At 72.0% G+C, this 24,430-nt stretch carries 20 protein-coding genes; 16 read left to right on the forward strand and 4 right to left on the reverse strand.

All coding sequences use genetic code 11. The features are described 5' to 3' along the window. The first annotated feature begins 51 nt into the window (after positions 1–51). The 12 genes from STSP_RS19535 (at position 52) to STSP_RS19580 (ending at position 14,608) form a co-directional block, all read left to right on the forward strand. Complete coding sequence (locus tag STSP_RS19535) at positions 52–4,140, forward strand: molybdopterin-dependent oxidoreductase (protein WP_232789725.1); 4,089 nt, start codon at positions 52–54, stop codon at positions 4,138–4,140. A gap of 105 nt (positions 4,141–4,245) precedes the next feature. After that, positions 4,246–4,632, forward strand: coding sequence for a TOBE domain-containing protein (locus tag STSP_RS19540; RefSeq protein ID WP_198547389.1), 387 nt, complete (start codon positions 4,246–4,248; stop codon positions 4,630–4,632). 35 nt (positions 4,633–4,667) lie between these two features. Beyond that, the gene (gene modA, locus STSP_RS19545; protein ID WP_408646330.1) at positions 4,668–5,537 is read left to right on the forward strand and encodes a molybdate ABC transporter substrate-binding protein; all 870 of its coding nucleotides are present in this window, start codon (positions 4,668–4,670) and stop codon (positions 5,535–5,537) included. Between the two features lie 77 nt (positions 5,538–5,614). After that, a complete protein-coding gene (locus STSP_RS19550) occupies positions 5,615–6,517 on the forward strand; it encodes an ABC transporter permease (protein ID WP_067279795.1) in 903 nt (300 codons plus the stop codon). Next, positions 6,514–7,590, forward strand: coding sequence for an ABC transporter ATP-binding protein (locus STSP_RS19555; protein WP_078067324.1), 1,077 nt, complete (start codon positions 6,514–6,516; stop codon positions 7,588–7,590). Before STSP_RS19550 ends, STSP_RS19555 begins: the two co-directional genes overlap by 4 nt. A gap of 103 nt (positions 7,591–7,693) precedes the next feature. After that, positions 7,694–7,813: a putative leader peptide gene (locus tag STSP_RS41260; RefSeq protein WP_408646331.1), complete on the forward strand. Its 120-nt coding sequence runs from the start codon at positions 7,694–7,696 to the stop codon at positions 7,811–7,813. 389 nt (positions 7,814–8,202) lie between these two features. Further along, positions 8,203–9,417 (forward strand): acyl-CoA dehydrogenase family protein, encoded by a 1,215-nt coding sequence (locus STSP_RS19560; RefSeq protein WP_067279597.1) that lies wholly within the window; start codon positions 8,203–8,205, stop codon positions 9,415–9,417. A gap of 90 nt (positions 9,418–9,507) precedes the next feature. Beyond that, positions 9,508–9,966 (forward strand): RrF2 family transcriptional regulator, encoded by a 459-nt coding sequence (locus tag STSP_RS19565; protein ID WP_067279600.1) that lies wholly within the window; start codon positions 9,508–9,510, stop codon positions 9,964–9,966. A gap of 206 nt (positions 9,967–10,172) precedes the next feature. After that, positions 10,173–11,621 (forward strand): sulfatase-like hydrolase/transferase, encoded by a 1,449-nt coding sequence (locus STSP_RS19570; protein WP_067279602.1) that lies wholly within the window; start codon positions 10,173–10,175, stop codon positions 11,619–11,621. Positions 11,622–11,701: 80 nt separating this feature from the next. Next, on the forward strand, positions 11,702–11,821 hold the full coding sequence (locus STSP_RS41005; protein WP_332835382.1) for a putative leader peptide: 120 nt from the start codon (positions 11,702–11,704) through the stop codon (positions 11,819–11,821). Positions 11,822–12,045: 224 nt separating this feature from the next. Beyond that, positions 12,046–12,906: a glutathione S-transferase C-terminal domain-containing protein gene (locus tag STSP_RS19575; protein WP_067279604.1), complete on the forward strand. Its 861-nt coding sequence runs from the start codon at positions 12,046–12,048 to the stop codon at positions 12,904–12,906. A 121-nt stretch (positions 12,907–13,027) separates the two neighbouring features. Beyond that, positions 13,028–14,608, forward strand: coding sequence for an aspartate:alanine exchanger family transporter (locus STSP_RS19580; RefSeq protein WP_067279607.1), 1,581 nt, complete (start codon positions 13,028–13,030; stop codon positions 14,606–14,608). Positions 14,609–14,656: 48 nt separating this feature from the next. Here the strand turns inward: STSP_RS19580 and STSP_RS19585 are convergent, their stop codons facing one another. Next, on the reverse strand, positions 14,657–16,318 hold the full coding sequence (locus STSP_RS19585) for a serine/threonine-protein kinase (protein ID WP_067279609.1): 1,662 nt from the start codon (positions 16,316–16,318) through the stop codon (positions 14,657–14,659). A 73-nt stretch (positions 16,319–16,391) separates the two neighbouring features. After that, positions 16,392–16,967 carry a dihydrofolate reductase family protein gene (locus STSP_RS19590; protein ID WP_067279611.1) on the reverse strand — a complete coding sequence of 192 codons (576 nt, stop codon included), beginning with the start codon at positions 16,965–16,967 and terminating at the stop codon, positions 16,392–16,394. Between the two features lie 75 nt (positions 16,968–17,042). On the opposite strand from STSP_RS19590, the gene STSP_RS19595 reads away from it, so the two are divergent. Further along, a complete protein-coding gene (locus STSP_RS19595; RefSeq protein ID WP_067279613.1) occupies positions 17,043–17,819 on the forward strand; it encodes a ribonuclease H family protein in 777 nt (258 codons plus the stop codon). Positions 17,820–17,855: 36 nt separating this feature from the next. On the opposite strand, the gene STSP_RS19600 is transcribed toward STSP_RS19595, so the two are convergent. Next, positions 17,856–18,272 (reverse strand): SHOCT domain-containing protein, encoded by a 417-nt coding sequence (locus STSP_RS19600; RefSeq protein ID WP_067279615.1) that lies wholly within the window; start codon positions 18,270–18,272, stop codon positions 17,856–17,858. A gap of 336 nt (positions 18,273–18,608) precedes the next feature. Here STSP_RS19600 and STSP_RS19605 point away from each other — a divergent pair, with 336 nt between their 5' ends. Together STSP_RS19605 and STSP_RS39225 are read left to right on the forward strand one after the other, a co-directional pair. Beyond that, on the forward strand, positions 18,609–18,995 hold the full coding sequence (locus STSP_RS19605; protein WP_067279617.1) for a PPOX class F420-dependent oxidoreductase: 387 nt from the start codon (positions 18,609–18,611) through the stop codon (positions 18,993–18,995). 187 nt (positions 18,996–19,182) lie between these two features. After that, positions 19,183–19,320: a hypothetical protein gene (locus STSP_RS39225; RefSeq protein ID WP_157902870.1), complete on the forward strand. Its 138-nt coding sequence runs from the start codon at positions 19,183–19,185 to the stop codon at positions 19,318–19,320. A gap of 72 nt (positions 19,321–19,392) precedes the next feature. Here STSP_RS39225 and STSP_RS19610 read toward each other — a convergent pair whose 3' ends face one another. Beyond that, the gene (locus tag STSP_RS19610) at positions 19,393–19,872 is read right to left on the reverse strand and encodes a hypothetical protein (RefSeq protein ID WP_067279619.1); all 480 of its coding nucleotides are present in this window, start codon (positions 19,870–19,872) and stop codon (positions 19,393–19,395) included. Between the two features lie 249 nt (positions 19,873–20,121). On the opposite strand from STSP_RS19610, the gene STSP_RS19615 reads away from it, so the two are divergent. Next, complete coding sequence (locus tag STSP_RS19615; RefSeq protein ID WP_067279622.1) at positions 20,122–24,429, forward strand: cation-translocating P-type ATPase; 4,308 nt, start codon at positions 20,122–20,124, stop codon at positions 24,427–24,429. Position 24,430 lies beyond the last annotated feature (1 nt).

Raw genomic sequence — 24,430 nt, forward strand, 5'->3', positions numbered from 1 at the left:
ACCACCGACCAGGTGCGAACGGTCTGCTCGTACTGCGGCGTGGGCTGCGGCATGGTCCTCGACATCGGCATGGGCCCCGACGGGCGGCGGAAGGTCCTCAAGGCGTACGGCGACAAGGCGCACCCCGCTAACTTCGGGCGGCTGTGCACCAAGGGCGCCACCACGGCCGACATGCTCACCGCCCCCGGCCGCCTGGGCAGCGCGCTCGTGCGGGACCGGCGCGACGAGGAGCCCGTGCCCAGCCCCGTGGACGGGGCGATCAGCGAGACGGCGCGGCGGCTGCGGGCGATCATCGACGAGCACGGTCCGGACGCGGTCGCCTTCTACGTCTCCGGGCAGATGAGCCTGGAGGCCCAGTACCTGGCGAACAAGCTGGCCAAGGGCTTCGTCCGCACCAACCAGATCGAGTCGAACTCGCGCCTGTGCATGGCCAGCGCCGGCACCGGCTACAAGCTCTCGCTGGGCGCGGACGGCCCGCCCGGCTCGTACCAGGACTTCGACCGCGCCGACGTCTTCCTGGCCATCGGCTCCAACATGGCCGACTGCCACCCCATCCTCTTCCTGCGGATGATGGACCGGGTCAAGGCCGGCGCCAAGCTGATCGTGGTCGACCCGCGACGCACCGCGACCGCCGACAAGGCCGACCTGTTCCTGCAGATCAAGCCAGGGACCGACCTGGCCCTGCTCAACGGCCTGCTGCACCTGCTGCACGAGAACGGGCACACGGACGAGGCGTTCATCGCCGCGCACACCGAGGGCTGGGAGGCGATGCCGGAGTTCCTCGCCGACTACCCGCCCTCCGCCGTCGCCGAGATCACCGGAATCCCGGAGGACGACATCCGTCAGGCGGCTCGGCTCATCGGCGAGGCCGGGGAGTGGATGAGCTGCTGGACCATGGGCCTCAACCAGTCCACGCACGGCACGTGGAACACCAACGCCCTGGTCAACCTGCACCTCGCCACGGGCGCGATCTGCCGCCCCGGCAGCGGGCCCTTCTCGCTGACCGGCCAGCCCAACGCCATGGGCGGCCGCGAGATGGGCTACATGGGCCCGGGACTGCCGGGTCAGCGATCGGTGCTGGTGGACGACGAGCGCGCCTTCGTCGAGGACCTGTGGGAGCTGCCTCCGGGGACGATCAGGAAGGACGGCGTCGGCAAGGGCACCGTCGAGATGTTCCAGCAGATGGCGGACGGCAAGATCAAGGCCTGCTGGATCATCTGCACCAACCCCGTCGCCTCCGTCGCCAACCGCAGGACCGTCATCGAGGGTCTCGAGGCGGCCGAGTTCGTCGTCACGCAGGACGTCTTCGCCGACACCGAGACGAACGCGTACGCCGATGTCGTCCTGCCCGGCGCCCTGTGGACCGAGACCGAGGGCGTCCTGATCAACAGCGAGCGCAACCTCACCCTGGCCCAGCCGGCGGTGGACGCGCCGGGCGACGCACTGGCGGACTGGCGGATCATCGCGGCCGTCGCCTGCGAGATGGGGTACGAGAAGGGATTCTCGTACGACAGCGCGGAGCAGATCTTCGAGGAGATCAAGCGCGCCTGGAACCCCAAGACCGGCTACGACCTGCGGGGTGTCACGTACGAGCGGCTTCGGGACACGTCCGTGCAGTGGCCGGCTCCCGACGAGGACGGGCCGGACCGCAACCCGATCCGGTACGTGGACGGCGACGCCGGGCCGGTCTTTCCCACGGCGAGCGGGCGGGCCGTGTTCTACGCCAGGCCGCACATCCCCGCAGCCGAGATGCCGGACGACGACTACCCTTACGTCCTGAACACGGGACGGCTCCAGCACCAGTGGCACACCCTGACCAAGACGGGGAAGGTGGCGAAGCTCAACAAGCTCAACCCCGGGCCGTTCGTCGAGCTGCATCCGCAGGACGCTGAGGCACTGGGCATCGCGGAGGGCGACTCGGTGGAGGTCGCTTCGCGGCGCGGCCGAGCCGTGCTGCCCGCGGCGGTCACCGACCGGGTGCAGCCCGGGTGCTGTTTCGCGCCCTTCCACTGGAACGACCTCTTCGGGGAGTACCTGAGCGTCAACGCCGTGACCAGCGACGCCGTGGACCCGCTCTCCTTCCAGCCGGAGCTGAAGGTGTGCGCGGTGTCGCTCACGAAGGTGGCGTCGGCGCCGGGTGCCCCGGCGGAGCCCGTGTCGCTCGACGTGGCCACGCCCTCCGCGGTCAGCCCCGTGGCCGTCGTGCCCACCGCCGTCACGCCCGGTTCGGCTGCGAGCGCCTTCGGCCTTGAACCGGGCCCGCCGCCCGTGCTGACCGCGCAGGAGCGCCAGTACCTGGTCGGCTTCCTCGCCGGAATCGATTCCGGCAGCCCCGGCGTGCCCGTCCTCCCGCCCGGGGCGCCCTTCAGCCCCGAACACGCGCTGTGGGTGAACGGCGTGCTGGCCGGGATGTACTCACGGACCACGGCCCCCGCGACGACCGCGGAACCCCACACCCCCGTACGGGAAGTCGTCGTGCTGTGGGCCTCGCAGACTGGCAACGCCGAGGACTTCGCCGCGGCCACCGCCGAGCGGCTCGCCGCGACCGGCCACAAGGCGACCCTGGCCGGCATGGACGACACCGACCTGCGAGCCCTCCCGCCCGGCGCCGACGTCCTCCTGATCACCAGCACCTTCGGCGACGGCGACGCTCCCGACAACGGCGCCGGCTTCTGGGACGCCCTGGCCGCGCCCGACACCCCGCGCCTGGACGGTCTGCGGTACGCGGTGCTCGCCTTCGGCGACTCGTCGTACGACGACTTCTGCGGCCACGGCCGCCGCCTGGACCAGCGCCTGGACGAGCTGGGGGCGGTGCGCCTCGCTCCGCGCACCGACTGCGAACCCGATTACGAGCCCTCGGCCCAGGCCTGGCTCGACCAGGTCCTCACCGCCCTGACCGGAGCACCGGCCGCTCCCGCTCCGGGCACCTCGGTTCCGGGCCCCTCCGCTCCTGGCTCCTCTGCCGGGGGCCTCGGATCGGCCCCCGTCCTCGCCCCGTCCTCCACCGCGAGCTCCAGAAAGCCCGCGCCGGTCACCGCCCGTCTCACCGGCAACCGCCTGCTCAGCCTTCCCGGCGCGGGCAAGGAGGTCCGGCGGTTCACCTTCGACACGCGCGACAGCGAGAGCCCGCTGATCTACGCGGCCGGGGACGCACTGGGCGTACGCCCCGTCAACCATCCCGATCTTGTCACCGAGTGGCTCGCCGTCACCGGACTCGACGCCGCCACCGCCGTGGAGGTGGGCGGCGTCGGCGAGGTCCCCTTGGGCGAGGCCCTGCACCAGCACCTGGACATCACCAGGATCACCAACGACCTGCTGCGCTTCGTCAGCGAACGCACCCACGACCCGCGAGAGCTCAAGAAGCTGCTCCGCCCGGACAACAAGGACGGACTCGCACAGTGGTGCTGGGGCCGCCAGGCCGTCGACGTCGTCGCCGAGTACGCCGTCCGCGCCTCGGCCCAGGAGTGGGCCGGGATACTCAAGCGGCTGCAGCCGCGCCTCTACTCCATATCGTCCAGCCCCCTTGTCGACCCCCACTTCGTCTCCCTGACGGTCTCCGTCGTGCGCTACGAGAACCTCGACGGCCGCCCCCGGCAGGGCGTCTGCTCACCCTTCCTCGCCGATGCCGAGCCGGGCACGCCGGTACCCGTCTTCGTCCAGCGCTCCCCGCACTTCCGGCCGCCCGTCGACCCCGCGACGCCGATGGTGATGGTGGGCCCCGGCACCGGCGTCGCCCCCTTCATCGGGTTTCTCGACGAGCGCCGCGCCCTCGGCCACCGCGCCCCGAACTGGCTGTTCTTCGGCGAGCAGCACCGCGCCACCGACTTCTACTACCAGGAGGAGCTCACCGCCCTGCTCGACGACGGCACCCTCACCCGCCTGGACACCGCCTTCTCCCGCGACCAGCGCGCCAAGGTCTACGTACAGGACCGGATGCGCGAACACGGCCCCCAGCTGTGGTCCTGGCTCCAGGACGGCGCCCATTTCTACGTCTGCGGCGACGCGTCCCGTATGGCGAAGGACGTGGACCGCGCGCTGCGCGACATCGCGATCGCCCACGGCGGTCTGGACGAGGACGGTGCCGCTGCCTACCTCAAGCAGCTCGCTGCCGACAAGCGGTACGTCCGCGACGTGTACTGACCCCAGCACTGACCCCGCACGTGCCAGCTCCGCTCTGCATATGGCCTGGCTCTTGCGAAGCTGCTGGGGCCTACCAGCTCGCATCTGCGGCAGTATGATCCTCGCATGCACAGCTACCGGATCGGAGACGCCGCCGCCCTGATGGGCGTCAGTGCCGACACCCTCAGGCGCTGGGTCGACAGCGGGAGGCTGCCGGCCGAGCGCGACGAGCAGGACCGGCGCATCATCCGTGGCGCGGACCTCGCGGCGTTCGCACGGGAGCTGCACCGCATCGAGCGCGAGAACACCGGATCCTCGGCACGCAACCGCTTCTCGGGCATCGTCACCGACGTGATCCTCGGAGACGTGTCGGCGCAGGTCGAGATCCAGGCCGGGCCGTTCCGGGTGGTGTCGATCATCAGTCGTGAGTCGGCCGAGGAGCTGCGGCTCGAGCCGGGCGTTCCGGCGGTGGCTGTGATCAAGTCGACCAACGTGGTCGTCGAGCGGCCGTAGAGCCAGAGCCGTAGCGAGCCTGGGGGAGCAGACCCGTGATGAATCGTTCCGTACGCCGGATCCGCCTGACCTGCCGTACCCGCGTGAACCTTAGGGGCCATCTTCGGAATCGGGGGACGCTGAAGCTGGCGGGTGGAGGCGCCGCCGTGCTGCTGGCACTCAGCGGCTGCTCTTCCTCCGCCGGCTCGTCCAGCGGTTCTGCAGGCTCGTCGTCCTCGCCGGAGAGGCTGTCCGGCACCGTGACCGTCTTCGCGGCCGCCTCGCTGAAGGAGAGCTTCACCACCCTGGGCAAGGAGTTCGAGAAGGCCCACCCGGGCACGAAGGTCACCTTCAATTTCAGCGGCAGCGACACGCTGGCGGCCTCGATCACCTCGGGCGCCCCGGCCGACGTCTTCGCCGCTGCCAGCGACACGACCATGAAGACCGTGACGGACGCCGGCGACGCCTCGGGCACGCCCGCGACCTTCGTACGCAACCAGCTGGAGATCGCCACCCTGCCCGGCAACCCGGAGAAGATCTCCTCGCTGAAGGACCTCACCGACTCCAGGCTCAAGGTCGCGCTGTGCGACAAGGAGGTGCCGTGCGGTGCGGCCGCGCAGAAGGCCCTCGACGCCGCCGGACTGAAGCTCACCCCGGTCAGCTACGAGCAGGACGTGAAGAGCGCCCTGACGAAGGTGGAGCTGAAGGAGGTCGACGCGGCCGTCGTGTACAAGACCGATGTGAAGGCGGCGGGCAGCAGGGTCGAGGGCGTGGAGTTCCCGGAGTCGGCCGAGGCCGTCAACAGCTACCCGATCGTCCTGCTCAAGGACGCGCCCAATGCCGCCGCTGCCAAGGAGTTCATCGCGTTGGTGAGGTCCGGGGACGGTCAGCGGGTCCTCGGCGCAGCGGGGTTCCTCAAGCCGTGAACGTCCCGGACGAGCCAGGCAGGCCTGCCGACCGTGGCCGGGCCGGCGCCGTCACGGGCCCCGAAGGGACCGGCGCCGTGGCGCAGTCCGGCGAGGGTCCGGCCAAGGCCGACACCCTCGCGGGTGGTCCGCGAGGCCCGTACCACTGGGCCGGGCGTCGTGCCGGGCCCGGATCCGGGCCCGGGGGCCGGAGCGGGCGCGGCAGCCGGACACCGTTGCCGCTGCTGCTGCCCGCGCTGTTCGGCCTTGCCTTCCTTCTCCTGCCGCTGGTCGCGTTGGTGCTGCGCACGCCCTGGAGCAGTCTGCCCGAGCAGCTGGCCGCTCCGGGTGTCTGGCAGGCCCTGCGGCTGTCTCTGATCGCGGCCACGGCCGCCACCGCCGTGAGCATCGTGCTGGGTGTACCGCTGGCCTGGCTGCTGGCCCGCACCGATTTCCCGGGCCGCGGCTTCGTACGGGCCCTGGTGACGCTCCCTCTCGTCCTGCCCCCGGTGGTGGGCGGTGTGGCGCTGCTGCTTGCGCTGGGCCGCAACGGCGTGGTCGGCCGGTGGCTGGAGGCATGGTTCGGCGTGAGCCTGCCGTTCACGACGGCGGGGGTCGTGGTGGCGGAGGCGTTCGTGGCGATGCCGTTTCTCGTGATCAGCGTGGAGGGCACGCTGCGGGCGGCCGATCCCCGCTACGAGGAGGCCGCGACGACGCTCGGCGCCTCCCGGTTCACCGCCTTCCGCCGCGTCACCCTGCCGCTGATCGCGCCGGGCATCGCGGCCGGCGCCGTACTGGCCTGGGCCCGGGCACTGGGCGAGTTCGGCGCCACCATCACCTTCGCGGGCAACTTCCCCGGCCGTACGCAGACGATGCCGCTGGCCGTCTACCTCGCCCTGCAGAACGACCCGGCCGCGGCGATCACGCTGAGCCTGGTCCTGCTCGCCGTGTCCATCGCGGTCCTCGCCGGACTGCGCGACCGCTGGATGACCACGCCATGACCATACGCACGGAACGCACGGACGTACGCCCAGACGAAGGACTGGACGCCCGCCTCGTCGTCGACCGCGGCACGTTCCGCCTGGACGTGGCGCTGACCGCCGCACCCGGCGAGGTCGTCGCGCTCCTCGGGCCCAACGGCGCCGGCAAGACCACCGCCCTGCGGGCGCTGGCCGGGCTCACCCCGCTCACCGGTGGCCATCTGCGGCTGGACGGCACCGACCTGGACCGTACGCCGCCCGAAACCCGCCCCGTCGGCGTCGTCTTCCAGGACTACCTGCTCTTCCCGCATCTCACCGCCCTCGACAACGTCGCCTTCGGCCCTCGCTGCCACGGCGTGCCCAAGGCCGAGGCGCGGACCCAGGCGGCGGAGTGGCTGGAGCGGATGGGCCTCGCTGGCCAGGCCACTGCGAAACCGCGGCGGCTGTCCGGCGGCCAGGCGCAGCGCGTCGCCCTCGCCCGCGCCCTGGCGACCCGCCCGCGCCTGCTCCTGCTCGACGAACCGCTCGCGGCCCTCGACGCCCGCACCCGGCTCGACGTACGAGCCCAACTCCGCCGCCATCTCGCCGACTTCGAAGCCGTCGCGATCCTGGTGACCCACGACCCGCTCGACGCCATGGTGCTCGCCGACCGTCTCGTCGTGATCGAGCACGGACGCGCCGTGCAGGACGGAACCCCGGCGGACATCGCCCGCCATCCGCGCACCGACTACATCGCGCACCTGGTCGGCCTCAACCTCTACCGCGGTCTGGCCGACGGCCACGGCGTCCGGCTCGACAGCGGTCCGGTCATCACCACCACCGAAGAGCTCAGGGGCCCCGCCTTCGTGGCGTTCCCGCCCAGCGCCGTCACCCTCCACCGCGACCGCCCCACCGGCTCCAGCGCCCGCAACCTCTGGCAGTGCAGCGTCGCGGGCCTCGAGTCCCACGGCGACCAGATCCGCGCCGATCTCGTCGGCGACCTTCCCCTCGCCGCCGACCTCACCACTGTCGCCGCCGCCGAACTCGGCCTCCATCCCGGCGCCGAGGTCTGGGCCACCGTCAAGGCGACGCAGACGCACGCCTATCCGGCCTGAAACGGTAACCGGTATGCGTGACGCCAACCCAAGATTCCCAGTTTCCCTATCGATTTACTAGGGAAACGTTGACGCCGGTCTGCGGGCTGAGCAGGATGGGTGCATGTCCCACACGCAGCAGCCGCTCGTCCGCCGCAGGCATGTCGACCTCTGTCGCGTCGCCAGCGCCGCCTGCTGTCGCGTCGTCAGCGCCGTCTGCTGTCGCGTGCCGAGCCGCGTCTGAAGCGTTCCCGCGGGCCGCTCGTTGCCCGGTCCGCCGCACGCCGAGCACCCGCACAAGGCCGCTCCGCGGCCCCGCAGCGAAGAGGCGCCATTCGCATCGCCACCGCACGCCGTCCGCGAAGGCACACGGAGGCATACGGAGGCACACGGAGGCCGCGTACAGGCCAAGTCGCCTCCGACCACGGTGAGTTCGGGCGTTCGAGCCTCCGGGCCGCTGTGTTCACACCCCTGCCGACAGTCTTGGAGGACCTCAGTGGGCACTGCCCCAGCTCCGTCCGGCGTTGCTGCGCCGCCTTCCCGCGCCGGCACCGCGCACGCGCGCCGGAGCCGGGAGGTCCCGACCGACGGCAACTGTACGAGCCCACGCCGCCCGGCCAGGGGAGAGCGGACGTGACGGTGGTGGATACGGCAGTGGGGGAGCGGGAAGCGGACGAAGGCTCCGACCGCGCACGGTGGCTGCACATCGCCCGCGAGGCGGCGGACGACCTGGCCATGGACGCGGTCGCCCGCGAACAGGCCGGCAAAACACCGTTCGACGAGGTGGCCAGGTTGCGGGAGGCGGAACTGCTGACGCTGCTGATCCCGGCCGAGCACGGCGGAGGAGGCGCGGACTGGCGCACGGCCTACGCCGTCGTCCGGCGCATCGCCACGGCCGACGGCGCGATCGGCCAACTGCTCGGCTGCCACTACTTCCTGTCGTTCAGCGCCCGGTTCTTCGCCGGGCCCCACGTGTCCGCACGGGTCGAGCGGGAGGCCGCGGCCGGCCAGTGGTGCTGGGGAGGCGGCTTCGCGGCCCGTGAACCGCATGTGACGCTCACGGCGACCGGCAGCGGCTGTCTGCTGGACGGCCACCAGTCCTATCCCACCGGAGCGAGGGTCGCCGACCGGCTCGCGGTCCGCGCCGTCCGGTCCGACACGGGCGAGCCCATGGCCGTCCTCGTGGATACCGCCCAACCGGGCGTGGTGTGCAGCGACGACGGGGAGACGTTCGGGCAGCGGCTGGCGGCCGGCGGCAGCGTGGGGTTCGACTCCGTGCCGGTCGCGGACGATGACGTTCTCGGTTCCCTCTCCCCGGACGAGGGCGTTCTGCCGCCCTTCGCCGGCCTCGCCGCACCCACCGCACGTCTGGTCTCCGTACAGCTCTGCCTAGGCATCGCCGAGGGCGTACTCGCCGAAGTCCGCGAGTACAGCAGGCCCGTCAACGCACACGCCCAGCCGTACAGCCCGCCCCAGGACCCCTACGTGCTCACCGCGTACGGAGAACTCGCCGTGGCCGCGCGCGCTGCGTCCGCCCTCGCCGACCAGGCCCTGGACGCCCTCGACCAGGGACTCGCTCGCGGGGAGGACCTCGACGACGACGAGTGCGCAGAGATCGCCGTACTCGCCACCGCGGCCGAGGCAGCCGCATCGCGGGCCGCCCAGCAGATCACCGCACGCGCCCTGGACGTCATCGGCGCCGACTCCGCCGCCTCACGCCACGGCCTCGACCGCTTCTGGCGCAACGCCCGCACGCACACCCTGTACGAGCCCGTGGCCCACAGATTCCGCGAGGTCGGGGACTACGTCCTCAATGGTTCACATCCTCCCTTCGTCCTGCCCTCCTGATTGCGTGCATCAGATGTAAGGGGCGGACCTCCGCCGCCACGCACGCGTGCCCCGAGATCCGCCCGCGCACCGGTGTCGGATAATCGCGGCATGCGGATCTCGGCGAGGGCGGACTATGCGGTGCGGGCTGCGTTGGAGCTGGCCGCGGCGGGGGACGACACCTCGGTCAAGGCCGAGGCGATCGCCACGGCGCAGGGCATCCCGCACAAGTTCCTCGAGGGCATCCTGGGCGACATGCGCCGGGGTGGACTGGTGGCCAGCCAGCGCGGAGGCAAGGGCGGCTACCGGCTGGCCCGTCCGGCGGACTCGATCGCCATCGCCGACGTGATCCGCGTCGTGGACGGCCCGCTGGTGTCGGTACGGGGCGTGCGCCCGCCGGAACTGTCGTACAGCGGACCGGCGGAGGCCCTCCTGCCGCTGTGGATCGCGGTACGCGCCAACGTCCGCAAGATCCTCGGCGAGGTCACCCTCGCCGAGGTGGCGGCGGCCAAGCTGCCGGACGAGGTGGTGGGCCTCGCCGAGGACCCGGACGCCTGGACGAATCCCTAGGGAGCCCGGCATCAATCCCGGCATCGAGTACATCGCCGTCGGGCGCATCGCCGCCGGCGGGCATGGTGCAGGGTCGTCCGGGCACATTGCAGGGTCGTGAAGTCGGCCGGAAGGTCATTGACCGGTCTCCGCGCCGACGGCCATGCTCAGGAGCATGCACATGACCGGTACGTCCGACGACGGCGTTCTCGCGCAGGCCTGAACCGATGACCGTCCCCGCCTCGCCTTCCCCGGCCTCCTCTCGCCCCCGGCCCTCCGTCATCGTCGTGCTCACCGACCAGCAGCGGTGGGACACCACAGGAGTGCACGGCAACCCGGCCGACGTGACACCGGAGTTCGACCGGATCGCCCGTGAGGGCACGCACGTGGAGCAGGCGATCACACCCAACCCGGTGTGCGCCCCGGCGCGTGCCGCGCTGCAGACGGGACGCTTCCCGACCGCGACCGGGGTGTTCCGCAACGGCCTTCCTCTGCCACCCGACATCCCGACGCTGGCCGGAAGCTTCGCGGCAGCGGGGTACGTGACCGGCTACATCGGCAAGTGGCACCTCGCCGGCGCGGACCAGCCGGACGGCCCGGTCCCGCCCGAGCGACGCGGCGGCTACCAGGAATGGCTCGCCTCCGACCGGCTGGAGTTCACCTCGGACGCGTACCGCACCGTGGTGTACGACGATGCCGGGGAGCCCGTCAGGCTGCCCGGCTACCGCTCGGACGCCCTGGTCGACGCCGCGATCCGGTTCGTCGCTGACCACCACGACCGCCCGTTCCTGCTGTTCCTGTCGCTGCTGGAACCGCACCACCAGAACGCCACGGACGACTATCCGGCGCCCGAGGGCTACCGCGAGCGCTACCAGGGCCGATGGCTGCCCCCGGACCTGGCCGCGCTGAGCCCGAACGCCCCCCAGGGCGGAGCCCACCGCCACCTGGGCGGCTATCTCGGGCAGATCAAGCGGGTGGACGAAGGGGTGGGCCGCCTGCGCGACGCCCTGCGGAGCCTCGGCATCGCGGACGACACGGTCCTGGCCTGGACCGCCGACCACGGTTCGCACTTCCGCACCCGCAACGGCGAGTACAAACGATCCGCACACGAGGCGTCTGTGCGCGTGCCGCTGGCCCTGACCGGGCCCGGGTTCACCGGCGGGGGCCGCATCCGGCACCCGGTCAGCACCATCGACCTGGTCCCCACCCTGCTGACTGCCGCCGGGATCCCCGTGCCGGACGGTGTGCAGGGCCGGTCCCTCCTGCCGCTCACCGGCGGCGGCACCGACCCCGGCCGTCCCGCCGAGGCCTACGTCCAGATCAGCGAGGACCACGTCGGCCGAGCCGTACGGACCGACCGCTGGAAGTACGCGGTCGCCGCGCCCGGCGCCGACGCCTGGAACGAGCCCGCCGCGACCCATTACGTGGAGACGGAGCTGTACGACCTGCACGCCGACCCGTACGAGCTGGACAACCTCGCGGGCCTCACATCACACCGCGCCGTCGCCGACGAACTGCGTGAGGCGCTGCGGGCCTGGCTCGAGCGCGCGGGCGAGGACGACGCCGTCATCGACCCCGCACCCCCGCGCACCGCCGCCCAGCGGCGCCCCGACCCCGAGGTGGCCGCGCTCCCCTGGTCGGAGGCCCGCTTCGGCCATCAGCCGCCCGCGACGTAGCGCACCGACCCGCCACTCTTGACGGAGTCCGCGCGCGGTTCGAGACTCCAGGGCAGATGCGAGTGAACGGGCAGGAGACCATGGGGACTTCGGAGCTGGACACCATCCGCGCGGTTCGCGCGCTCCAGCTGCCGTTGCTGACCTCCCGTCGCCACATCGACCTGCTGCGCGTCTGCAGCGCGGCAAGTCTGCTCGTGTGACGCGGCAGCGGTAGCAGCGGACTTCCGCAGCGCAGCAGCATCGTCGCGGCTGTGACACCGCGCTCCCTCCCACGTCCCGTTCACCCTTCCTGATCTCCAGTGCTGGTCGCGCGCCGACGCAGCCGCGCCTCCTCACGCCGCCGCATGTCTGCGTACCGAACACGACGGAGCAGACCGCCACCACCAGCCGCGTGCCGCACCCCGGACCGGACCGAGGGAGACTCATGCTCGCCGCACCTTCGACAGCCACGCCGCCCTTCCGCGGAAGGATCGGCTGCGACACCCGCAGCGGCTACTACGCCGCACCGCACCGCTACCGCCTCCATCTGTCCCTGACCTGCCCGTACTGTCTCCAGATCGCCATCACACACAGCCTGCTCGGCCTCGGCGAGGCGCTCCCCGTCATCCTGCTGCCGGCCGTGCCGGACGGACCCGAGGGCAGCCACGCCGCCCTGCGCCCGCTGTACGAGGCCAGCGCGCACCAGTACCGCGGACCCGCCGCGGCACCCGTGCTCAGCGACGGATGGACGGGACGGATCGTCAGTACGCACACCCCGGACATCCTGCGAGACCTGGCGCGGCAGTTCGGCGACCGCGGCCCGGAGCTGCAGCACTACGGCACCGAGGACCAGATCGACGCCATCGGGCGCCTCTGCGAGCAGGGCATCAACGAAGCAGCTCAGCGCGCCGGGCAGCCCGGCGTCGACGGCACGGCACGCGACGCCGCCCTCGGCACCCTCTTCGGCGCGCTGGACGAACTGGAGCAGCGGCTCGTGTTCCAGGACCACGTAATGGGCGGCGAACTGACCACGGCCGACGTGCAGGTGTGGGTCACACTGCTGCAGCTGGACACCGTGCACCGCCGCCATCTGGACGCCGCAGCGGTGCACCGCATCGTCGGCCATCCCCGGCTGTGGGGGTACGCCCGCCGCCTGGCGTCGCTCCCCGCCTTCGGCTCCCACCTCGACCTGGACGGCATCGACCGCAGGCACGACGCACACTGCCGGGGCCTGGAGTCAGCCGGTGCGGCGGTGCAGATCGTGGACTGGGCGGCGGCATACGCGGCGGGGGAGCAGGCGGGCTGACAGAGGGGCACTGGCAGGACGTGCCGGGGAGCCCGGGCGTGCCCGCACGCCCGCGCTCCATGCGTCGTTCGGCTGGCCGGGTGGACGTGCGAAGCGTCCGGGGGTGTGGCTGAGTGTGCGTATGTGGCAGTTCTTTGCGGACAACCCCTGGGAGACGCTCTTCGTAGTGATCACCTTGGGGTCGCTTTTCGGCATGGTGCGTTTCGGGCCGGTGAAGCTGGGGGCGGCGGGGGTCCTGTTCGTCGGCCTGCTGGTGGGGGCGCTGGATCCGGACATCGGTCCTGCGGTGCCCGCCGGTCTGTCGGTGTTCGGTCTTGCGCTGTACGTCTACACCGTGGGCCTGGAGTCCGGACCGGCCTTCTTCCGCGAACTGAGGCCCCAACTGGTCGTCATGCTGGGCGCGGTGGCAGCCCTCGTGGTCACCGCCCTGGCGGTGGGACTGCTGGGCAACTCGGTGTTCGGCATCAGCGGCCCCTTCCTCGCGGGCGGCTACGCGGGCATCGGCACCACCACACCCGGCCTGGCCGCCGCGCAGGCCACCTCTGCCGACCCGACCGAGCCCGCCACCGGATACGCGATCGGCTACCCCCTGGCCGTGATCGTCACCATCATGTTCGTCGCCGCGATCGCGGGGCGACGGAACTGGCCGGCCCGCCGCGATCCCGGTGAGGGCCTGCCCGACCGGCTCGTCACCCGAACGGTTCTCGTGACGCGACCCACCAAGTGGGCACAGGTGCCCGGGGTGGCGGAGAGGCGCCTTCGGGCCAGCGTGATCCGCCCCCGGGAGGGGACCACGAGGGTCGCCCACAGCCTCGACCACCTGGCCGCCGGCGACCAACTCGTGCTGGTGGGCGGCCCCGCCGAGGTCGAAGCAGGGGCCAAGGCCCTCGGCGAATACGCGCCAGCCCACCTGCTCGACCAGCGCGACACCGTCGACTACCGGCGCGTGCTGCTCACCAACCCCGACCTCGCCGGGCGCACCGTCGGCGAACTGGACCTCGAGGGCCGCTTCGGCGCCATGGCGTCACGGGTGCGGCGCGGTGACGTGGATCTGCTGGCGCACGACGGGCTGCTGCTCCAACTCGACGACCGCGTACGCGTGGTGATGCCGCGCGACAAGGCCGCCGAGGTGACGGACCTGCTCGGCGACACCGAGGCGAAGGTCAGCGAGGTCAGTGCCGTGAGCCTGGGCCTCGGACTCGCCCTCGGCTTCCTCATCGGCATCCCCAGCCTGACCGTCGGCGGCACCACGCTGTCCCTGGGCACCGCCGCAGGACCGCTGCTCGTGGCGATGGTCCTGGGCTGGCGGCGCCGTACCGGTCCGCTGGTGTGGACGCTGCCCACACGGGCCAACCTGACCCTGCGGCAGATCGGCCTGCTGGTCTTCCTCGCCTGCGTCGGGCTGACCTCCGGCTACTCCTTCCGGCGGGACGCCTTCTCGCTGTTCGGGCTGAAACTGCTGGTCGTCCTGCTGATCGGGGCCGTCGTCAGCTACGCACTGCTGGTCGTGGCGTGCCGACTGCTCGGGCAGAGCCGGGAGCGGACCATGGGTCTGCTCGCGGGGTACGTCGGCAATCCGGCGATCACCGCGTACGCCAACAGCCGGGTCACCGACAGCCGCGTCAACACCGGCTACTCGACGCTCTTCGCCCTCGCCATCCTGGTGAAGATCATCTGCATCCAGCTCATCGTCGGCCTGTAGGACGGCCGGGTCGCAGTCCAGGCGCGGGTCTCAGGCCGGGCGCGGGTCTCAGTCCAGGCGGAAGCCGTCCTTGACCTTGTCGAAGACCGGCTGGTGGGTGTCCCACGTCTGCTCGGGGGCCGAGAGGTAGATGTCGTACTCCTTGCCGTCCTGCGTGAATCCGAGCTCGACGGCGCGGAACGCGCGCACCCGCCCCTCGAACGTGAACGCCCACACCGCCGCGGGCTGCCCCCGGAACGTGGCGTGCTGCAGGTAGAGCCTCCGGTACACGGAATAGTTGATCTTCGTGTTTCTCTCGACGTCCTCGAAGTGGGCCAAGGGGTCCGAGCCCGCGGGGTTCACGACAGCGACCGTGATGCCGACCAGGCCCGAGCTGTCGATGTAGGTGACCTGTTCGGCCGACCGCTCGCCGCGCTTCCAGCCGTCCGGTACGGGGAAGGCGACGCCGAGCTCCGGCTCCTCGACCAGGTGGTAGCCCTGCGGGACGGGTGAGGGCGCGTACGAGGTGGCGGCGGGGGTCGTCGCCGCTACGGTCGTCGCTTTGCCGTTGCCGGACGAGCTGTGTGTGTCGCTGGACGGGCTGCGTGATGCTCCGTAGAGCCCGCCGGCCACGGATGCGGCCACGACCACCACCGCCACGGCGGTCCACACCGGCGCACGGCCCCGGCGAGCGCGTCGGCTCGCCCGGTCGTCACCGCCCCGTACGGGCTCGGGCGCGGCCGCATTGCCGCCCGGCGCCGGGGCCGGTGGTGCCGCATGCGAGGGCCGGCCGTCCTGGTCGGAGGCCGCATCGTCCACGACGGTCACGCCGTCCCACGTCAGGCTCGGGGCTCCCGGGTCCGAGGCGTTCTGCTGCGCGGCCGGCTTTCCGGCCGAGATCACTACCGTCGCCGCCTGGGATTCCGGCGCCCGCAGCACCCGCTCGACCTCGTCAGCCGATGGCCGCTCGTCGGGGTCCTTGGCCAGCAGGGCCTCGATCAGGGGCTCGAGCGGCCCGGCCTGCTGCATGGGGGCCGGAGGGTCGACGGCGATCGCGTACGCCGTCTCCACCGCCGTGTCCTTGCGGAACGGGGGCCGACCTTCCACCGCCTGGTAGAGCGTGGCACCCAGCGCCCACAGGTCGGAGGCGGGGCCAGGTGTCCTGCCCCTGATCCGTTCCGGCGCGATGTAGTCGATCGACCCGATGACCTCGCCGGGCTTCGTCAGCGTCGAGGTGCCGGTCGCCATGGCGATGCCGAAGTCGGTGAGGACGATCCGGCCGTCGGCGCCCAGCAGCACGTTGCCGGGTTTGACGTCGCGGTGCAGGACTCCGGCCGCGTGTGCGGCCCTGAGCGCGGCGATCATGCCGCGGCCGATACGGGCCGCCTCCGTGGGCGGGATGGTCCTGCCGCCCTTGAGGAGCGTGCCGAGGGTGGTCGAGGGCACGTACTCCATGACGATGCACGGCAGTCCGTCGTCCTCGACGACGTCGTGGACCACGACGACGTTGGGGTGAGTGATACGGGCGGCGCTGCGCGCTTCGCGGCGGGTGCGTTCGTAGAGCGTGGTGAGCTCGTCGTCGGCGAGATGCGGCTGCACGTGCAGGCGCTTGAGTGCGACCTGGCGGCCCAGGAGCTCGTCCTGGGCACGCCACACGGTGCCCATGCCGCCACGGCCGATCTGCTCGGCCAGCCGGTACCGCCCGGCGACCAGCCGCCCTTCGTCCGACACAGCGCAACCCCTCTGCCTGCCCGCCTGCGTTCGATTCGTGGCGACACGATAGCCAGTGCCGGGCTCGTGGCGATCAGCGAGGGGACGTCTCCGCCCGCTGGTAACGGAGGAGCACGACTCCGTTGCCGAACGTCCGGGTCTCGACCAGGCGGAGACGGGTCATGGTGTCCGCCTGCTCGAACAGGCGCTTGCCCCGGCCGAGCAGCACCGGGTGGACGTAGAGGCGGTACTCGTCGATCAGATCGTGCTCCATGAAGGACGCGGCGAGGCCGGCACCGCCGAGTGCGAGATCTCCGCCCGGTTGGGCCTTGAGCGCCATGACCTCGTCGACCACGACGTCCCGCACGATGGTCGTGTTCCAGTCGGCCCGCTCCAGGGTCCGGGAGTACACGATCTTGGGCATGTCGCGCCAGATCCGGGCGAACTCCACCATGGGTGCGGAACTGGTGGGATCGGAGTCGGCGGTCGGCCAGAACTCGGCCATGAGTTCGTGGCTGACGCGCCCGTCGAGGAAGGCGCCCATCGCTGCGAGCTGCTCGTTGAAGTGGCTGTGCAGCTCGTCGTCGACCAGGTGCCAGTCGATCTCGCCGTCCGGTCCCTCCATGAAGCCGTCGAGAGACACCGACATCATCAGGACGATCTTTCTCATCGCGGCTCCCACGGAAGTCGACGAGGCGGTCGGCGGCGTCCGGCACGTGTGCCGGGCCACCCTCACAGTACTGGCATGATCGGAGGCATGGTGGAACGTGTTGTCGCCGCGTGCGACGGGGCCTCGAAGGGGAATCCGGGGCCCGCAGGCTGGGCCTGGGTCATCGCCGGGGCCGAGGAGATCCCCGACCGGTGGGAGTCCGGGCCGCTGGGCACGGCGACGAACAACGTCGCGGAACTCACCGCGCTCGAACGCCTGTTGACGGCCGTCGACCCGTCCGTGCCGATGGAGATCCGGATGGACTCCCAGTACGCGATGAAGGCCGTCACGACATGGCTGCCCGGCTGGAAGCGCAAGGGCTGGAAGACGGCCGCGGGCAAGCCGGTCGCCAACCAGGAACTCGTCGAGCGCATCGACGCGCTGCTCGACGGCCGCTCCGTGGAGTTCCGCTACGTCCCCGCGCACCAGGTCGACGGCGACCGCCTCAACGACTTCGCCGACCGGGCCGCAAGCCACGCGGCGCTCGTCCAGAAACCCGCGGGCAGCGAGTATGACTCGCCGGAGCCGCCGCCCGCACCCGACGTCGCCACGTCCGGCGGTGGACGCTCCGGCGGTGGGCGCTCTGGTGGTGGGCGCTCTGGTGGTGCTGCGCGCGGCCGCTCCTCGAGCGGCCCGGCGTTGCAGCCGACGGCTTCACCGCGCCAGCGCGGCTCGGGGGGTTCGCGGACAAGCTCGCGGACGATCAAGGCGAAGTTCCCCGGCCGGTGCGTCTGCGGCCGCTCGTACGCCGCGGGCGAGTCCATCGCCAAGAACGCGCAGGGGTGGGGGCACCCGGAGTGCCGACCGGCATAGGCGGACAAGGCCCCCGCTCAGGGGGTGTTTGCGGGTTCAGCGCAGGATCTTCTCCTTGGCCCGCTGGAACTCCTCGTCCGAGAGGTCGCCCCTGGCCCTGATCTCCGAGAGTTTCGCCAGTTCCTCGACCTCGGACGGCTTGCCGGCACCGGCAGCGGTCTCGCGGATGTAGCTCTCGAACGCCTTCTGCTGGGCCCGCGCCTGCTCTATCTCACGCTTGCCCATGTCCTTGCCGCGGGCGAGGAGGTACACGAAGCAGCCGAGGAACGGCAGGACCAGTACGAACAGGAGCCACCCCGCCTTCGCCCACCCGCTCATCGTGTCGTCGCGGAAGATGTCGAAGACGATCCGGAAGAGCAGGAAGAGCCACATGACCCAGAGGAAGATCCACATCATGGTCCAGAACGCGCCCAGCACCGGATAGTCGTACGCGATGTACGTGTAGCCGTCCATTCTTTCTCCTGTCCACGCCATCCCCCCACCGGTCGGATGGTCCGCGCCCCGGACACCCGCGACCCGGTCGCCCGTGACCCGGCCGGATCGTCCGCGGCGCCGGATGTACCGGGCCCGGGCTGCACCGGGCCCCGGGTGGGCCGGCCTCTGTGTCGGCCGCCCGTACCGAGGCCCACCCCCATGGTCACGTGACCGGTCGCTGATCGCTACGCGAGCCTCGGGCGGCGGCGACCGTCCATGGCGCCACGGCACCCTGTCGATGACCGCGTCGGCCGAGGCCGGATGTGGTCGCATGACGATCCCCGTACTCGCCGGTATGTGATAGGCCGGGCAGTCATGGATGAGACTCTGCCGACACGGCTCGCAAGCGGTAAGTACCTTCTGGTCACCAGCTACCGCAGGAACGGCACTCCCGTGTCCACGCCCGTGTGGGTCGTCCAGGACGGGACCGCGCTCGGGGTGTGGACGGTCGCGGACTCCTGGAAGGTGAAGCGGATCCGCCACCGCGCCGATGTGCTGGTGGGGCCGTGCGATCTACGGGGGAATCCGACCGGCGACCAGGTCCCGGCCACCGCCGAGATCTGCGACCAGGCCGTCACCGCCCGCTATCGGTCGCTGATCGCTCGGAAATACGGCCTCATCGGCCGGTTGACGCTGCTCGGCAGCCGGCTGCGTCGCGGAGTGAACGGGACGGTCGGTATTCGTATCTCGCTCACGCAGTGACGGCCACGCAGTGACGGCGGGAGCGCCCTCAGTGCCTGCCGCGGCACGCAGCGTCGCGGGACGACCTGCGACACCTTCCGTTCACCTAAGCGACATCGACGATACGTCTGGATGACGGCCCTGAGGTCACCAGGCGAGTCACATTCGGAAGCGGATACCAGCATTCCGAATACAGAAAGACGACACCATGGGCGAGTTTCTTGTGGCAGTACTCGCGAGCGCCGCTGCCGCGATCGCCGAGGCGATCATCCTTCGCGTTCTGTGGCAGCTGTGGACGGCGTACTCGCGGTCGCTGCGCACGGCGACGGTCATGGCCGCCGCCTGATCTTTCAGAGATATCTGAATCCTCCGGCGCACGACAGGGCTGACGCCGCCGCGCGCCGGAACGTGACTTCGGTCAGACAGCCCTTCCGGCGGGCCTGACCGTCCGGGAGCCGCTCGCCTCTCGCGACTCCATGGCTTCCCTACGACCTTCCTTTCCCTTGCTGCGCAGCAGCCAGGTGGCCCCGCCGACGGCCACGGCGACGGGCCACTCGAGGGCCCCGGCCACGGTCAGCGCTCCCAGGCCGCCGTAGAAGGCGACGTCCTTGGCCTGCGGACGGCCCGGCCTGGGCAGCATCGACGTGGCCGCTCGGGCGGTGTGGGCCAGGTCCTGCCGGGTCAGGTAGGCAACCGGCATCGGAGGGTGGAACGTGTGCGTGTGGACGGTCATACCCCCTGGTCCCTCATGGACGTGGGTCTCTTCGGCCCTCTCGGCCCTCTCGGCCCTCTCGGTCCTCGCGGGCGTCTTCTCCTCGACCCGCGTCGCTTCGGCCTTCTTGCGGGGCGTGGCTCGCGACGCGGTGGTCTTCCGCGTGGTCCTCGCTGTCGTGGGCATCCGTCTCCTCCTTTCGTCCGAGAACGGTACGTCCCACCTCACTTTCCATTCTGACGCGCAAACGGACGCAGGACGCCGCCGAAAGCGCGTCGATTGAAGCTGTGATTCCCGGCTACCCGTGGTACGGCTAATAAGACCTGCCCAAGTCCAGAAAGCCGGTGACGCACAGTGGGAATTCCGGGAAGCGGACTGCTGCGCGCCGTCGCGTCGTCCGCTGCCGGTGTCCTGGGTGGGGCCACCGAGCCACGGGTGCGTTCTTTCGAGGAGCGGTTCCACGTCGGCGTACGCGGGCTGCGCGACCGCAGTGAGGCCGATGCCGCGCTGCTCGTGCGGGACCTCGAGGAAGCACTCTCCGCTCTGCCCTCCGTGCGCTGGGCCGTGGTCAACACCGTCCTGGAACATGTCGTCGTCACCATCGACGGCGGGGCCGAGGCCGAGGCCGTCGTGGAGGCCCTGGTCGCCGCGGTCGAAGCCGTCGAGGAGAAGCACGGCGCCGAAGGGCCGCTGCCCGAACACCCGCAGTCGGGAGGGCCGGTCCGGCGCGCCGTGGGCGCCATGGCCGTGCATCTCGCCGCCGCGCCCTTGGCCACCGCGGCACGGCTCACCCGCCGCACCCCCATTCCGGCCGGGATCGCCGCACTCGTCCCGCTGGTCGACTACCAGCCCCGGCTGCGGCGCCTCGTGGAGAGCGCTCTCGGCCCCCGGAACGCCGACATGCTCATGACGGGAGCAGCCGCCTTCTTCCAGGCCGGCACCGGCGGTTTCTTCGGAATCGGCGTGGACACCGTCCGGCACGCCCTGCGCGTCTTGGAGGCGGACGCCGAGCGTGCGGCCTGGACCGCGGCCGAGTCCCGCCTCACGGGCGCGCCGCACGGAGCCGGCGCCACCGGTGCGACGGGAACGCCACCGCCACGCGAAGTGCCCCTGAACGACGGGCCGGTCGAGCGCTACGCCGAGAACCAGTCGGCGGCCGTCGCGGCAGCCTCCTTCGCCGGTTCGCTGCTCGTGACCCGGCGCCCCGCCCGAGCGGCGGCGGGAGCGCTCGCGGCGATCCCCAAAGCACCGGTGATGGCCCGCGAAGGCTTCGCCTGCGTCCTGGGCAGAGGACTGGCCCGACGGGGCACCGTCGTCGCGCGGCCGGACGCACTCCGCCGACTCGACCGGATCGGCACCGTCCTGCTCGACACGGACGTCTTGGGCACCGGCGCGTATCTCCTCAGCGACCTGGTGCCCCTCGACGAGGACGCACAGCCGGGCGAACTCGCCGCGACCGCGCACCGGCTCTTCGACCGCTCCGCCCCCGACCGGACCCACCGGGACGGCGCCTGGGCGCTGGGCCCCCTCGAGCGCCTGCCTCTCCAGGGACGCAAAGGCGCCCAGGCCCGGGACAGACTGCGGCGCGGCGGCGCGCACCTCGTACTCGGCCTGGCGCACGACCGCCGCCTGATGGCCGTCATCAGCGTGACACCGGAGGTCCACGACACCGCGAGCGCGCTCGTCCCCGCCGCCCACGCGGCCGGGCTCACCGTCCTGACCGCGGGCGGGCACACCACCGATGCGGCCGTCCGCGAGGCCGACGGCGTGATGGACGGCGGCGACCGGCTGCCCGACTCCGTACGGGACCTGCAGCGCGACGGCACCGGCGTACTCGTCATTTCCCGGCACCGGGCCGCGCTCCAGGCCGCAGACGTCGGCGTGGGGGTGACCGGCGCGGACGGAGCGCCGCCCTGGGGCGCCGACCTGTACGTCGACGCCGACCCCGCCGCGGCCGTCGTCGTCGTGGAAGCGTGCCGCGCCGCACGCGAAGCCGCACACCGCGGCGTGCGCCTGGCACAGGCATCGGCCGCCATCGGCGCGGCCACGGCCATGGCCGGCCGATCACCGCGTACGGCCGCCCGCAGCATGACGGCCTTCAACGGCGCAGCCGCCCTCGGCATCGCGACCGGCGTCTGGTCGGCCGCGCGGCTTTTGCGGCATCCCGCCCCGCCCCCCACCAGCCAGTATCCGTGGCATGCGATGGATCCGGCCACCGTGCTCGCCCGAACCGGGGCCAGGGACAGCGGACTTACGGCCGAGGAAGCCCGGGCACGAGCCGTACCGGCGGGTGAACAGGCCCGAGCACCCTCGCTGTTCAGGGCCTACCTCACAGAAATGGCCAACCCGCTCACGCCGATCCTGGGCGCGGGAGCGGCTCTGTCGGCAGCGGTCGGCGCGGTCCTCGACGCCGGCCTGATCATCGCCGTCACCGCCGTGTCCGGGCTGATCGGAGCGATCCAACGCCACTCGACGGACCGTGCGGTCTCCCGGCTGCGCCGGGAGTCGGCGGTCATGGCCACCGTGGTACGCGACGGGCGGGAGACCACCGTCCCGGCCGACGAACTGGCCGTCGGGGACGTGGTGATCCTGAACGCCGGCGACGTCGTACCCGCCGACTGCCGCCTGCTGGAGGTCCATCACTTCGAGGCGGACGAGTCCGCGCTGACCGGCGAGTCCCTGCCGGTCGCCAAGGATGCGACGCCCGTGCTGGCATCGGCCATGGCGGACCGTACGTCGATGGTCTACGAGGGCACCACCGTGGCCGCCGGACGAGGCCGGGCCGTGGTCGTCGCCACCGGTACCGCTACGGAGGCGGGCCGTGCCGCGGTGGACGAGCGCCGCGCCGCGCCGGAGGTCGGTGTCGAACGCCGTCTGGCCGACATCACCCGTACGACGATGCCGGTGGCGCTCGGTTCGGCCGCGGCGGTGATGGCCGCAGGACTGCTGCGCGGCCGGCCGGCCCGCGACACCATCGGCGCAGGCGTCGGACTTGCGGTGGCCAGCGTTCCTGAAGGGCTGCCGTTCCTCGTCTCGGCGGCCCAACTCGCCGCCGCTCGAAGGCTGTCCGCGCGAGGTGCCCTGGTACGCGATCCCCGCACGATCGAGGCCGCCGGCCGCACCGACGTGCTGTGCTTCGACAAGACCGGCACCCTCACCCACGGCCGGATCTCCCTGGTCGCCGTCTCATCGGACGGCGCCAGCCGACCCCTCGAGGACCTGGCGGACCCTCAGCGTGCCGTACTCGCCTCCGCGCTGCGGGCGACGCCGCGCCCGCACGGCGACCACGGCCTCGAACACGCCACCGACGGCGCGGTCGTCGCGGGCGCCGAGGAGGCGGGCGTGAGCCGCACGACGAGCGCGCCGGGCTGGCGGCGGTCCGCCAGCCTGCCGTTCGAACCGAGCCGCGGCTTCCACGCCACCCGCGGCCGCTACGGCGGGAGCTGGATGCTTTCGGTGAAGGGAGCGCCGGAAGAGGTCGTGGGACGATGCGCCACACGCGGCGGCAAGCCTCTGAACGACAAGGGCAGGGACGGCATCCTGGCGGCCGGTGAGAAACTGGCCGCCGAGGGCCACCGGGTCCTCGCCGTCGCGGAGTCGAGGGACACCACCGACGGCGCTCTCACCGACGACGCGGTCACCGGACTGGACTTCCTCGGCTTCCTCGCCTTCGCCGACCGGGTGCGCGGCACCGCCGCCGACGCGGTGCGCCAACTCGTGGACGCCGGCGTGCACATCGTGATGATCACCGGCGACCACCCGGGCACCGCCGACGCCACGGCCAGGGACCTCGGCGTGCTGGACGGCCGCCGGACGGTGACGGGCGCCGAACTCGACGAGCTCGACGACCGCGCGCTCGACAAGCTGCTGCCGGAGGTCGGCGTCGTGGCCCGCGGCACACCCGTCCACAAGGTCCGCGTGGTGCGGGCGTTCCAGCGCCTCGGCCGGACGGTCGCCATGACCGGCGACGGCGCCAACGACGCCCCCGCCATCCGGCTCGCTGACGTCGGCATCGCCTTCGGGACGCGGGCCACCCCGGCCGCACGCGCCGCCGCCGACCTCGTCGTGACCGACAACCAGCTGGAGACGGTCCTCGCCGCCCTCGTGGAAGGCCGTGCGATGTGGGCGTCCGTACGCCAGGCCCTGGCGATCCTCGTCGGCGGCAACCTCGGCGAGATCGCGTTCACGCTGCTCGGCGCGGCCGCCACCGGCACCTCTCCGCTGACGGCCCGTCAACTCCTGCTGGTGAATCTCTTCACCGACCTCGCCCCGGCCATGGCCGTCGCGCTGCGCCCGCCTCACCCCGAGGCGGCCGAACGCATGCTCCACGAAGGGCCCGAGGCGTCCCTCGGCTCGGCCCTCACCGAGGAGACCGTCGTACGCGCCGTGGCCACCACGCTGGGCGCCACCGCCGGCTGGCTCGCCGCCCGCTTCACGGGCCGCGCCGCCCGCGCCCGCACCGTCGCCCTCGTGGCGCTCGTCGGTACGCAGCTCGGGCAGACGCTCCTGGCCGGCGGCCGGAGCCGGACGATCGTCGCCGCGTCCCTGGGGTCCATGGCCGCACTCGCGGCCGTCGTCCAGATCCCCGGCCTCAGCCACTTCTTCGGCTGCACCCCGCTCGGGCCCGTCGGCTGGGCCATCGCCCTGTCCGCCGCGACAGCCGCGACGGCGAGCTCGCTCCTCCTCCCGCCGGTGGTGAGGAGGGCCCCGGCGGTGGTGAGCAGGGTCCGCGCCGCGCTGTGAA

The organism is Streptomyces jeddahensis (assembly GCF_001642995.1).
Taxonomy (GTDB): Bacteria; Actinomycetota; Actinomycetes; order Streptomycetales; family Streptomycetaceae; genus Streptomyces; species Streptomyces jeddahensis.

Bases quoted from the DNA above. Each gene is read 5' to 3' on its own strand.
- STSP_RS19610 (WP_067279619.1), bottom strand. From the start codon at position 19,872: ATGCCCACGACAGCGAGGACCACGCGGAAGACCACCGCGTCGCGAGCC.
- STSP_RS41005 (WP_332835382.1), top strand. From the start codon at position 11,702: ATGGGGACTTCGGAGCTGGACACCATCCGCGCGGTTCGCGCGCTCCAG.
- STSP_RS19605 (WP_067279617.1), top strand. From the start codon at position 18,609: ATGGATGAGACTCTGCCGACACGGCTCGCAAGCGGTAAGTACCTTCTG.
- STSP_RS39225 (WP_157902870.1), top strand. From the start codon at position 19,183: ATGGGCGAGTTTCTTGTGGCAGTACTCGCGAGCGCCGCTGCCGCGATC.
- STSP_RS19570 (WP_067279602.1), top strand. From the start codon at position 10,173: ATGACCGTCCCCGCCTCGCCTTCCCCGGCCTCCTCTCGCCCCCGGCCC.
- STSP_RS19575 (WP_067279604.1), top strand. From the start codon at position 12,046: ATGCTCGCCGCACCTTCGACAGCCACGCCGCCCTTCCGCGGAAGGATC.
- STSP_RS19580 (WP_067279607.1), top strand. From the start codon at position 13,028: ATGTGGCAGTTCTTTGCGGACAACCCCTGGGAGACGCTCTTCGTAGTG.
- STSP_RS19595 (WP_067279613.1), top strand. From the start codon at position 17,043: ATGATCGGAGGCATGGTGGAACGTGTTGTCGCCGCGTGCGACGGGGCC.
- STSP_RS19535 (WP_232789725.1), top strand. From the start codon at position 52: ATGGTCCTCGACATCGGCATGGGCCCCGACGGGCGGCGGAAGGTCCTC.
- STSP_RS19555 (WP_078067324.1), top strand. From the start codon at position 6,514: ATGACCATACGCACGGAACGCACGGACGTACGCCCAGACGAAGGACTG.
- STSP_RS41260 (WP_408646331.1), top strand. From the start codon at position 7,694: ATGTCCCACACGCAGCAGCCGCTCGTCCGCCGCAGGCATGTCGACCTC.
- STSP_RS19540 (WP_198547389.1), top strand. From the start codon at position 4,246: ATGCACAGCTACCGGATCGGAGACGCCGCCGCCCTGATGGGCGTCAGT.
- STSP_RS19590 (WP_067279611.1), bottom strand. From the start codon at position 16,967: ATGAGAAAGATCGTCCTGATGATGTCGGTGTCTCTCGACGGCTTCATG.
- STSP_RS19565 (WP_067279600.1), top strand. From the start codon at position 9,508: ATGCGGATCTCGGCGAGGGCGGACTATGCGGTGCGGGCTGCGTTGGAG.
- STSP_RS19600 (WP_067279615.1), bottom strand. From the start codon at position 18,272: ATGGACGGCTACACGTACATCGCGTACGACTATCCGGTGCTGGGCGCG.